Raw genomic sequence first — 11,897 nt, 5'->3', positions numbered from 1 at the left:
GTTGATGCTGCCCAGGTGGTGAAATTGGTAGACACGCCAGCTTCAGGTGCTGGTGATCGCAAGGTCGTGGAAGTTCGAGTCTTCTCCTGGGCACCAAATTCAGATCAAACCCGCGAAAGCGGGTTTTTTCGTTTCAGGCCTTTGATTTTCAACAGAAAACTTGATTTATTTTTTTGAATCAGGGGTTTACAGATCAAAAAGCGCTCCGTATAGTTCGCTCCATCAACGGCGCAAGCGTTGTTGATAATGCCCAGGTGGTGAAATTGGTAGACACGCCAGCTTCAGGTGCTGGTGATCGCAAGGTCGTGGAAGTTCGAGTCTTCTCCTGGGCACCAAATTCAGATCAAACCCGCGAAAGCGGGTTTTTTCGTTTCCGGGGTTTGAAAAACTCAGCGTGGAAACTTCCCCCGCGATTTGCCCCTCGTCCGCACTTGAGAAGTTTTATCGTTTATCCTTGTAAGTATTTGTTGCATACAAGTGAGGAACACCCCGGATGATGATCCGCGATACCCGTCTCAAGACATCCCTTCTGCGTGGCCTGACCATCACCCTGCTCGGCCTGACCCTGCTCTCACCTACCGCCTATTCCGCCGACAAGATCTCATTGACTCTGTACAACGGCCAGCACAAAGAGGTCGGCGACGAACTCGCCAAGGCCTTTGAGGCCAAAACCGGCATCCACGTCAACGTGCGCAAAGGCAGCAGCAACCAGCTGGCCAGCCAGGTCGTCGAAGAAGGCGACCGCTCCCCCGCCGACGTGATCTACACCGAAGAGTCGCCGCCGCTGAACAAACTCGGCGAGCAAGGCCTGCTGGCCAAGATTGACGCCAGCACACTCGACGTATTGCCCAAGGACTATGTTGGCGCCCATGGCGACTGGATGGGCGTGACCGCACGCACCCGCGTCGTGGCCTTTAATCCGAAACTGATTGCTGAAAAAGACTTGCCCAAGTCGGTTCTGGATTTCGCCAGTCCCGAGTGGCAAGGCAAAGTCGGCTTTGTCCCCACCAGCGGCGCCTTCCAGGAACAAGCCGTGGCGATCATCAAGCTGCACGGTCGCGAGGCGGCTGAAGAATGGCTGACCGGTTTGCGCGCTTTCGGCAAGGTGTACAGCAACAACATGGTCGCCCTCAAGGCTGTGGAAAATGGCGAAGTGGCCACTGTGCTGGTGAATAACTATTACTGGTTTGCCCTGAAAAAGGAAAAAACCAACCTGGATTCCCAACTGCATTACTTCACCAACGGCGATGCTGGCGGCCTGATCACCGTGTCCTCCGCCGCCGCATTGAAATCCAGCAAACACCCCAAGGAAGCCCAGCAACTGCTGGCGTTCATGGCCAGTGAAGAAGGCCAACGCGTGATTACCAACACCTCGGCGGAATACCCGCTGCGTAAAGGCATGGAATCCAACCGCGGCCTCAAGCCTTTCAGTGAGCTGCAACCGCCGAAAGTCACCCCCGCCGACCTGGGCAACGCCGAAGAAGCCCTGGACCTGGAACGTGACGTTGGCTTGAACTGATGAACCCATCGCGACCCGCTTCCGCCCTGCACGGGGGTTTGCGCCCAAGGCGCAAGCGCCCGTCGATCTGGCTGGTGCTGCCCGTCCTGCTCCTGGTGGGCTTGAGCCTGCTGCCGCTGGTGTATGTCGGACTCAAGGCCTGGCAGGCCGGCTGGGCGGAGGCGATGCATCTGCTGTGGCGGCCGTATGTGTTCGGGCTGCTGCGCAATACCCTGGCATTGATGGTCGGCGTGACGCTGGTATGCGGCGTGGTCGGCCTGTCCCTGGCCTGGTTGCTGGAACGCAGCAACCTGCCGGGGCGACGTATCTGGGGCGTGGTGCTGTGCCTGCCGTTTGCGGTACCCGCCTTTGTCAGCAGCTTTACCTGGGTGTCGCTCAGCGCCCATTTCGAAGGGCTGGGCGGCGCCATCCTGGTGATGAGCCTGTCCAAGTACCCGCTGGTGTTTCTGCCGGTGGCGGCGACATTGCGCAATCTTGATCCGTCCCTGGAGGAGTCTGCACGAACGCTGGGACTGAATCGCTGGGGCGTGTTTTTTCGGATTACGCTGCCTTTGCTGTGGCCTTCGCTACTGGCGGGAGCCCTCTTGATCGCCTTGCATATGCTGGTGGAGTTCGGCGCCTTGTCGATCATCGGCCTGCAGACCTTTACCACCGCGATCTATCAACAATTCGAGCTGGAATTCAGCAATGCCAATGCCGCGATGCTGTCGGCAGTGCTGCTGATGATGTGCCTGACCCTGCTATGGCTGGAGCTACGCGTACGCGGCAAGGGCCGACATGTTCGTATCGGCCAGGGCGCTGCGCGGCATGCAGAGCAGGTGCGACTGGGCAAGTGGGCACCGCTCGGCCAAGCCTATTGCCTGGCGCTGGCAATCATCGGCAGTGGCATTCCGCTGGGGATGCTCGGTTATTGGCTGGCGGTGGGCTCTTCCGCCGCATTCCCGGTCGCCGAGATCAGCGAGGCACTGCTGTCCTCCCTGGCGCTGTCGCTCGGCGGCGCCGCACTGTGCCTGGTATTGGCGGTGCCGGTGGGGCTGCTGGTGGTGCGCCACAAAGGCCAACTGGCGATCTGGGCCGAGCGTCTGCCGTACTTGCTGCACGCGCTGCCCGGTTTGGTGATTGCGCTGACGCTGGTGTACTTCGCACTGCATTACGTGCCGGCGCTGTATCAGACGTCGGCATTGTTGCTGATCGCGTATGCGTTGTTGTTTCTACCGCTGGCTCAGGCACCGATTCGTACGGCCCTGAACAAGGCGGCGCCGCAACTGGAAGAGGCCGCACGCACGCTGGGAGCGTCGTCGTTCAGCGCGTTTTGTCGGGTTACCTTGCCGATTATTTTCCCGGCTTTGGGCGCGGCGTTTGCGCTGGTGTTCCTGGATGCGATGAAGGAATTGACGGCGACATTGCTGCTCAGTCCGACAGGGTTGAATACCTTGGCGACAGCTGTGTGGGCGCACACCTCGAATGTGGAATTCGCGGCGGCGGCGCCGTATGCGGCACTGTTGATAGTGGTGTCGGGATTGCCGGTTTACCTGCTCACGACACGGATGTATTTGAGCCGCTGAAACCGCTATCGGGGGCAAGCCCCCTCCCACATTTGCCTGCATTCCAACGTTGGAACTCGGTCAACTGTGGGAGGGGACCAGCCCCCGATGAGGTCGGTACAGGCGATACTAGGCCCTGAACTGCCCCAAGCTCGCCTTCAACTGCGCTGCCAACCCGTCCAGCACCTTGCCACTGGCCGTCGTTTCCACCACCGCCTGCGCAGCCCGCTCGGCCTGGGCGTGGATCACCTCAACCCGCCCACGCACCGCATGCGCACCTTGCGCCTGATGCTCAGCCGCGCGCGTCGCCAAGCCAATCGCCGCATGCACCTGCTCCACCGAAGCCTGCACCGTCTGTTGCAGGCGCACGCTGTCGCGCAGCACCAGCAAACCTTCGCTGGCCTGGCGCCCGGCCTTACCGATGGTTTCCACCGCCTCGCGCGCGCCCTGCTGCAACGCCACGATATGCGCCTGAATATCGCCCGTGGAGCTTTGCGTCTTGCTGGCCAGCGCACGCACCTCATCCGCCACCACCGCAAAACCACGCCCGGTCTCGCCGGCACGCGCTGCTTCGATGGCCGCGTTGAGCGCCAACAGGTTGGTCTGCTCGGCGATGCCGTGAATCACGGTCAGCACCACCTCGATCTGCTCACTTTGTTGAGCCAGGCGCTCGATGACCTGAGAGCCTGCCTGCACCTGGCCCGCGAGCGCCTCGATCAGGCTGCCGACTTCGGCTGACGTGCGCGAGTTCTCATCCGTGGCCTGGCGAATATCCACCACCTGCTGCAACGCCGCCTGCATCGCATGGCTTTCGGCCTGCGCCTCGTCGGCCATTTGCGACAGTGCGCGCAGGCTTTCAGCCACCTCATCACGCTGCAAGCCGGCCGCTGCGTCAGCACCGGCATTGCGCAAGGTCATTGCACCGATTTCCACGCCGGTACGCTGGGCCACATCTCCCGCCTCACGCACGATAGGCTGCAACTTATCCACAAAGCGATTGACCGCCGAGGCCATATCGCCGATTTCGTCCTTGCTGCTGATCTGCACGCGCTTGGTGAGGTCCCCCTCGCCCGCCGCCAAATCATCCATGGCTGCGATCAGCAGCTTCAGGCGGTTGACCACACGGCGGCCCAGCACGATGGCGATCAACAGCAATACGCCTAGACCGACCAGCGCAAGCCCCATGCCGATGCGCCAGCGCAAGGTGCCAGCAGCGTCCTGAACAGCGCTGGTAGTGTTGGCGGTCATCTGGGTGGCGGTGGCTTGGGCGGACTGCAGACGGGCGCCCATGGCGGCAGCGCTGTCGGCTGCCGCACCCTTGAGGCTATCGCCGACCAGTTGATCACCGCTGGCGATCAGGGCTGCGAAGCGCTTGTCGAGCGCTTGCAGATCCGCTTCAACCGACGCGGTCGAAACGCCCATGCGCACCTTGCCGATCTCTACCCCATTGGGGCTGATGGATGCTTCCACGTAGTAAACAGAAGAGTCGCTCTTAGCCGCATCCAGCACTTTATCCAGCGCACGGTCACCGACGCCCTTTGCCAGCAGCGCCTGATTGATCGGGTTTTCACGGTTGAGGTAGCGGGTCAGGTGCTCGCCAGCCGCGTCGTCGTAGACCACAAACAGCACATTGGGATTGCGCTGGGCGCGTCGAGCAAACTCCGACAACGTCGGCACGTCGCTGTCCCACATGGCGCGGGGCGCCACTGAGGCCAGTAACTGCGCCATGTCATTGGCGGAGTCCTGCAGGTCTTTTTCCAAGGTCGCACGCAGTTGCTTCTGCTCTTCCTGCAGGCGGGTCGACAGCCCCGCCGTCAGACGCTGACGGGTGCTGGTGGACAGGCTGTCCAGGCTGGAGGTGACTTCCTTGCCGGCCTGGGCCAATTCGCCGGACAGCTTCTGGCTGTCGATTCCCAGGCGATTGCCCAAATCCGCTTCCAACGCCGTGACCGTGCTCCGGGTTAGAGCGACGGCCACCAGCACTTGCACTAAAAGAGCGATACCTAGGGTAACGAACACCGGCCGCAACAAACGGCTTTGTAACAATGAGAGAACGGCAGACATCGGAAATCCCTCCACCACGGGTGCCATTAATTTGATAGCACCGCGAAAAAGAGAAACACAGCAAGGGTCGTGCCGCTTGGCGAACAGATACGACAAAGGGCTCCCGAAGGAGCCCTTTGCTTTTTACATCAACAGCTTATTAAGCGAACGGGTGACGCAGAACGATGGTCTCGTTGCGGTCCGGGCCCGTCGAAATAATGTCGATCGGTGCGCCGATCAGCGCTTCAACGCGCTTGATGTACGCACGGGCGTTAGCCGGCAACTCTTCCAGGGTCTTGGCGCCAACGGTCGATTCGGTCCAGCCCGGCACTTCTTCGTACACCGGCTGCAAGCCCACGTAGCTGTCAGCGTCAGTCGGGGCAACATCGTTACCGTCTGCGTCTTTGTAGCCGACGCAGATGTTGATGGTTTCCAGACCGTCGAGCACATCCAGCTTGGTGAAGCAGATGCCCGAGATGCTGTTCACATCGATAGCGCGACGCAGGATAACCGCGTCGAACCAGCCGCAACGACGCGCACGGCCAGTGGTCGCACCAAACTCATGACCTTGCTTGGCCAAGTGCGCACCGACTTCGTCGAACAGCTCAGTCGGGAACGGACCCGACCCCACACGCGTGGTGTAAGCCTTGGTGATGCCCAGGATGTAGTCCAGGAACATCGGACCAACACCCGAACCGGTCGCAACGCCGCCCGCGGTGGTGTTTGAGCTGGTCACGTACGGGTAGGTGCCGTGGTCGATGTCCAGCAGGGACCCCTGGGCGCCTTCGAACATGATGTCTTTGCCGGCGCGACGCAGGTCGTGCAGCTCAGCCGTCACGTCGAGCATCAGCGGCTTGAGCAGCTCAGCGTATTCCTTGCACTCAGCCAGGGTCTTTTCAAACTCGATGGCCGGCTCTTTGTAGTAACCCACCAGCATGAAGTTGTGGTAATCCACCAGTTCACGCAGCTTGTCTTCAAAGCGCGGCATGTTGAGCAGGTCGCCCACACGCAGGCCACGACGTGCAACTTTATCTTCGTAAGCCGGGCCGATACCGCGACCGGTAGTGCCGATCTTCAGCTCGCCACGGGCCTTTTCACGGGCCTGGTCCAGCGCAACGTGGAAGGACAGGATCAGCGGGCAGGATGGGCTGATACGCAGGCGCTCGCGCACCGGTACGCCTTTCTCTTCCAGCTTGGTGATCTCGCGCAACAGGGCGTCAGGTGCAACCACCACGCCGTTGCCGATCAGGCACTGCACGCCTTCGCGCAGTACGCCCGACGGAATCAGGTGCAAAACGGTTTTTTCGCCATCGATGACCAGGGTGTGGCCAGCATTGTGGCCACCTTGGTAGCGCACTACGGCGGCAGCATGTTCGGTCAGCAGATCAACGATCTTGCCTTTGCCCTCATCACCCCATTGGGTGCCCAGGACTACGACATTCTTACCCATAACACTTGTCCTCATTCGCGCAAACTTGGTGCCGGCGATGGGCCGGCAGGAAAACTCAAGAAGCCAGTGGCGATACTTGCCAAAGCCCGTTCTGCAGAATCAATTGCCGGTCGCAGTCCGCTTCACGGGCGGCGGCCAATGGCTGGCCAGGCAAGGCCTGGACAACACGCTGACCCTCACTGCGCAACTGGCAAACCTGCTGCCAGAGTGCTGCGTCCGTACTGTCGGGCATCCAAATGCCACCAGACGGCAGCTCGACCTCAGCACGCCCCAGGGTCACCAGGGTTTTCAAATCGGTGGAAAAACCGGTGGCCGGACGCGCACGACCGAAGTCGGCGCCGATATCGTCATAACGACCGCCTTGGGCGATGGCTTGGCCAACACCCGGTACAAATACCGCGAACACCACACCGGTGTGGTAGTGGTAGCCGCGCAACTCACCCAGGTCAAAATACAGCGGCAACTGCGGGAAGCGCGCCGACAGTTGCTCGGCAATGGCCAGCACGTCGTCCAGTGCCGCCAGTACCGGCGCCGGCGCATTGGCCAGGCGCTCACGCGCAGCTACCAGCACTTCACGGCCGCCACACAGGTTCACCAGCGCACGCAGCATGCCGGCGAGATCCGCAGGCACGCCCTCGGTCAGCGCGATAACTTCATCGATAGCCTTGCGTTGCAGGGCATCGAACAACTGTTGCTCCACTTCACCGGACAACCCGGCCGCACGGGCAAGGCCACGGTAGATACCGACGTGACCCAGGTCCATGTGGACATCCGGCACGTCAGCCAGTTGCAGCATGGCCAGCATCAGGCTGATCACTTCAACGTCGCTGCTCGGGCTGGCGTCACCGTACAACTCGGCGCCCAACTGGATCGGGCTGCGTGAAGACGACAATGCACGCGGCTGCGCATGCAGCACGCTGCCGGCATAGCACAGGCGGCTCGGACCTTCACGGCGCAGGGTGTGCGCATCAATGCGCGCCACTTGCGGCGTGATATCGGCACGGAACCCCATTTGCCGGCCCGATTGCGGGTCGATGACCTTGAAGGTGCGCAGATCCAGGTCCTGGCCCGCGCCGGTCAGCAGGGATTCCAGGTACTCGATATGGGGGGTCACGACAAACTCGTAACCCCAGCTCTGGAACAGATCCAACACCTGGCGACGCGCTACTTCAATGCGCGCAGCTTCTGGTGGCAGTACTTCTTCGATGCCATCTGGCAGCAGCCAGCGGTCTACCGTTGCCATTACGCCATTCCCCTATGATCCGGGCGGCCAGCCCTCGGCCGAGCCTTGAGTGAAGCAGAAAACACCCGCCCCCTGCATAAACCACGCGCAAGAGCGACGTGACGAACGACCTGAAAACGGCCTCGTCGGGCACTTTCCTCGAAAAACCTGTCACGCCTGCCGAATCAAACATGCAGACGCAAAAAAGCCGGGAATTTCCCGGCTGCCGCATCATACACCCGTTTTCTGAAAGGATCACCCCGCCAGGCATTTTAGCCGCCCGACGGGAGTGAGCCCTACAGAATCACAGGCCGGTTACTTGGACTTTTCCAGGTAGCGGAAGAACTCGCTGCTTGGGTCCAACACCATGACGTCGGTTTTGTTCGCGAAGCTTTCACGGTAGGCACGCAGGCTACGGTAGAACGCGTAGAACTCCTGGTCCTGGCCGTACGCCTTGGAGTAGATCGCCGCAGCTTGGGCATCACCATCACCACGCGCCTCTTCAGACTCGCGATAGGCCTCTGCCAGCAGTACACGACGCTGACGGTCGGCATCCGCACGGATACCTTCAGCCAGCTCGTTACCCTTGGCGCGGTGCTCACGAGCCTCACGCTCACGCTCGGTGCTCATACGCTCGAACACGCTGCGGTTCACTTCCTTCGGCAGGTCGATAGCCTTGACCCGAACATCGATCACTTCGATGCCCAGCTCTTTTTCCGCCATCGTGTTCAGCGAACGCGTGATGTCCGCCATCAGCGCATCACGCTCACCGGATACCACCTCGTGCAGGGTGCGCTTACCAAACTGGTCACGCAGGCCCGATTCCAGACGGCGCGACAAACGCTCGTCGGCAATCTGCTTGAGGCCGGAGGTCGCGGTGTAGAAGCGCTCGGCATCCTTGACGCGCCACTTGGCGTAGGCGTCAACCATCACGGCTTTCTTTTCCAGGGTCAGGAAGCGCTGTGTCGGTGCATCCAGGGTCATCAGGCGAGCGTCGAACTTGCGCACCTGGTTGACGTAGGGGACTTTCACATGCAGGCCCGGCTGGACATCCGCCTGGACCACGCGACCGAATTGCAGCAGCACCGCACGCTCGGTCTGAGCCACGATGTAGAAGCAGTTCCAGGCAGCGATGACCACGACGACGCCCACAATCAGGGCGGTCAGCGATTTATTGCTCATCAACGACTCTCCCTGGTACGTGTTTGCTGTTGCAGCAAGTCAGCGGCCGCACGGGCGCTCGCTTCGTTGGCAGCGGCATTGGAACCGGTGGACGGTGCGCTGGTGCTGCTACGACCACCTTCGATCATCTTGTCCAGCGGCAGGTACAGCAGGTTGTTCTGCCCACCTTTGCTGCCGGTCACGAGGACCTTGCTGGTGTTGCTGAAGACTTCCTGCATGGTGTCCAGGTAAAGACGCTCACGCGTCACCTCTGGAGCCTTGCGGTACTCGGCAACCAGCTTGGTGAAGCGATCCGCCTCACCCTTGGCGCGGGAGACCACTTCGTCGCGGTAACCATTGGCATCCTCGAGGATGCGCTGGGCCTGACCACGGGCTTCCGGCACGACGCCGTTGGCGTAGGTTTCAGCCTGGTTGCGCGAACGCTGCTCGTCTTCACGGGCGCGGATCACGTCATCGAAGGCTTCCTGTACTTCACGCGGTGCGGCTGCGCTTTGTACGTTGACCTGGGTAACCGTGATACCGGTGCGGTACGTATCGAGGAAGCGTTGCAGACGCTCCTTGATCTCACTGGCCATCAACTCACGGCCTTCGGTCAGCACCTGGTCCATCGCGGTAGAACCGACGACGTGGCGCAGGGCACTTTCAGTGGCGTGTTGCAGGCTGATTTCCGGCTGGTCGACGTTCAGCACGAAGTCCTGCAGGTTGCTGATCTTGTACTGCACGGTCAGCGGCACTTCGACGATGTTCTCGTCTTCAGTCAGCATCTGGCCCTGCTTGGTGTAGGCACGCTCACGCGTGACGTTCTCCATGTACTTCTTGTCGATCGGCGGGAAGTAGATATTCAGGCCTGGGCCGACGGTTTCGTAGTACTTGCCGAAGCGCAGCACCACGGCTTGCTCCTGCTCGTCCACTACGTATACGGCGCTGTACAGCCATACGGCCGCCAGCACGACAAGACCCAGGCCCAGCAGGCCGTAGCCGCCGCCCTTGCTTGTGCGACCGCCTTCGTCACCACCGCGTTTTTTCCCACCACCGAACAACCCATTCAGGCTTTCCTGCAGCTTTCGGAAGGCCTCGTCGAGATCTGGTGGCCCCTTGCGGTCGCCATTATTGCGGCGTTTACCACCCCAAGGATCCTGATTATTCGAGTTGCCACCCGGCTCATTCCAAGCCATAGCGCTCTCCATCTGATAAAGCAAAGACGCACCCACGGCGCGCCGACCAATGCTACAGAATGCCTGCCACTGCGGCACAACCGCTTTCGGAGGCTTTTATTGCAAAGTGTGTTGTTCGATGAACTCTGTCGGTACCACACCTTCACGGCTGACCAGCCGATTCAGCTCCGAGCGCGGCAATCGAACGGCCAGCAAGCTGACACCTTCTTCGTCGTGTTCTTCTTTCTGGACCGCGCCCAGCTCGAAAAACTGTGCACGCAGTCGAGCAAAACGCTGGGGCAAGCGCAAGGTGCCAACGAACAAATCACCGCCGAGCAACTCGGCAATCGCTTGTTCAAGCAACTCAAGGCCACTGCCATCTCGCGCCGACAACCACACCCGTTGGGGTTTGCCGTTCTCGTCGCGCTGGATTTGTGGCTCAACGCCTTCAAGCAAATCGAGTTTGTTATAGACCTCGAGGATCGGCAAGTCCTGGGCACCAATCTCGCCCAGCACCAGCATCACCTGTTCAATCTGCAACATGCGATCCGGTTCGGCCGCATCGATCACGTGCAACAGCAGGTCGGAATTGCTCGACTCTTCGAGCGTAGACCGAAATGCCTCGACCAGCTTGTGCGGCAAGTGACGAATGAACCCCACGGTATCGGCCAGGACAATCGGCCCCAGGTCGTCCAGATCCAAACGGCGCAAGGTCGGGTCAAGGGTGGCGAACAGTTGGTCGGCCGCGTACACGTCCGATTTCGTCACGTTGTTGAAGAGCGTGGATTTGCCGGCGTTGGTATAGCCCACCAGGGACACGGTAGGGATATCCGCGCGCGAGCGGCCACGTCGCGATTGCTCGCGCTGGCTGCGGACTTTCTCCAGGCGGCCCTTGATCTGGCGCAGGCGGACCCGCAGCAGGCGGCGGTCGGTTTCGAGCTGGGTTTCACCCGGCCCCCGCATGCCGATACCGCCACCCTGACGCTCAAGGTGAGTCCAGCCGCGGACCAGCCGCGTGCTCATGTGGTCAAGCTGGGCCAGTTCAACCTGGAGCTTGCCTTCATGGGTACGGGCGCGTTGGGCGAAAATATCGAGAATCAGACCGGTGCGGTCGATCACGCGACACTCGAAGACACGTTCGAGGTTACGTTCCTGACTGGGCGTGAGGGTGTGATTGAAGATCACCAGATCGGCTTCTTCAGCGTGGACCAGGTCGCGCAGTTCCTCGACCTTGCCGCTGCCAATCAGGTATTTGGCGGTTGGCCGATGACGCGGCACGTTAAAAAACGCAACGGTCTCGGCGCCGGCCGAATTTGCCAACTCCTGAAACTCCTGCGGATCTTCGCGCGCCTCAGGGTCCTGTCCATCCAAGTGAACGAGGATTACTCGCTCACCACCACCGTGGCGCTCAAAGAACAAAGGAGACTCCTATCAGGCGTTACCTGGCTCAGCGTCAGCTGCATCATCACCTGCTGCGCTAGGCAGACGGATTGGACGAACGGGGACGACTGTCGAGATAGCGTGCTTGTATACCATCTGGCTGACGGTGTTTTTCAGCAGGATCACGAACTGGTCGAACGACTCGATCGTGCCTTGCAGCTTGATACCGTTGACCAGATAGATGGAAACCCCCACTTTCTCTTTACGTAAAGTATTCAAGTAAGGGTCTTGTAGCGAATGCCCTTTTGACATGTGCCGCACTCCTTTAAGGATCAATAATAAAAAATCGGAAAATAGATAGCTTATGGCCGTCACACCCCCAAGGATAGACGGCAATTGCAAG

The 11,897-nt window shown here is 60.4% G+C and carries 9 protein-coding genes and 2 tRNA genes; 4 read left to right on the top strand and 7 right to left on the bottom strand.

Annotated elements, in window-relative coordinates:
* The first annotated feature begins 9 nt into the window (after positions 1-9).
* From ACI512_RS06000 to ACI512_RS05985, 4 genes are all read left to right on the top strand, one after another.
* Positions 10-96 (top strand) — tRNA-Leu (locus ACI512_RS06000).
* A gap of 152 nt (positions 97-248) precedes the next feature.
* Positions 249-335 (top strand) — tRNA-Leu (locus ACI512_RS05995).
* Between the two features lie 158 nt (positions 336-493).
* On the top strand, positions 494-1,519 hold the full coding sequence (locus tag ACI512_RS05990) for an iron ABC transporter substrate-binding protein (RefSeq protein ID WP_236380905.1): 1,026 nt from the start codon (positions 494-496) through the stop codon (positions 1,517-1,519).
* Entirely contained in the window at positions 1,519-3,084 is a 1,566-nt protein-coding gene (locus ACI512_RS05985) for an iron ABC transporter permease (protein WP_236380907.1), read from the top strand. The genes ACI512_RS05990 and ACI512_RS05985 overlap by 1 nt, the downstream gene beginning before the upstream one ends.
* Positions 3,085-3,192: 108 nt before the next feature.
* Here ACI512_RS05985 and ACI512_RS05980 read toward each other — a convergent pair whose 3' ends face one another.
* The 7 genes from ACI512_RS05980 to hfq form a co-directional block, all read right to left on the bottom strand.
* Positions 3,193-5,127: a methyl-accepting chemotaxis protein gene (locus ACI512_RS05980; RefSeq protein WP_405121690.1), complete on the bottom strand. Its 1,935-nt coding sequence runs from the start codon at positions 5,125-5,127 to the stop codon at positions 3,193-3,195.
* 139 nt (positions 5,128-5,266) lie between these two features.
* Complete coding sequence (locus ACI512_RS05975) at positions 5,267-6,556, bottom strand: adenylosuccinate synthase (protein ID WP_012721919.1); 1,290 nt, start codon at positions 6,554-6,556, stop codon at positions 5,267-5,269.
* Positions 6,557-6,611: 55 nt separating this feature from the next.
* Positions 6,612-7,799 (bottom strand): ATP phosphoribosyltransferase regulatory subunit, encoded by a 1,188-nt coding sequence (locus ACI512_RS05970; protein ID WP_012721918.1) that lies wholly within the window; start codon positions 7,797-7,799, stop codon positions 6,612-6,614.
* A gap of 294 nt (positions 7,800-8,093) precedes the next feature.
* Positions 8,094-8,960 carry a protease modulator HflC gene (gene hflC / locus ACI512_RS05965; RefSeq protein WP_043204695.1) on the bottom strand — a complete coding sequence of 289 codons (867 nt, stop codon included), beginning with the start codon at positions 8,958-8,960 and terminating at the stop codon, positions 8,094-8,096.
* Positions 8,960-10,135, bottom strand: coding sequence for an FtsH protease activity modulator HflK (hflK, locus tag ACI512_RS05960; protein ID WP_012721916.1), 1,176 nt, complete (start codon positions 10,133-10,135; stop codon positions 8,960-8,962). Before hflK ends, hflC begins: the two co-directional genes overlap by 1 nt.
* Positions 10,136-10,231: 96 nt before the next feature.
* Positions 10,232-11,533 (bottom strand): ribosome rescue GTPase HflX, encoded by a 1,302-nt coding sequence (gene hflX, locus ACI512_RS05955; protein WP_012721915.1) that lies wholly within the window; start codon positions 11,531-11,533, stop codon positions 10,232-10,234.
* A 12-nt stretch (positions 11,534-11,545) separates the two neighbouring features.
* Positions 11,546-11,806, bottom strand: coding sequence for an RNA chaperone Hfq (gene hfq, locus ACI512_RS05950; protein ID WP_003171355.1), 261 nt, complete (start codon positions 11,804-11,806; stop codon positions 11,546-11,548).
* Positions 11,807-11,897 lie beyond the last annotated feature (91 nt).

The sequence above is a fragment of the Pseudomonas petroselini genome (assembly GCF_045037875.1).
GTDB classification, from domain to species: Bacteria; Pseudomonadota; Gammaproteobacteria; order Pseudomonadales; family Pseudomonadaceae; genus Aquipseudomonas; species Aquipseudomonas petroselini.
This window is presented reverse-complemented; position numbering and strand designations above follow the sequence as displayed.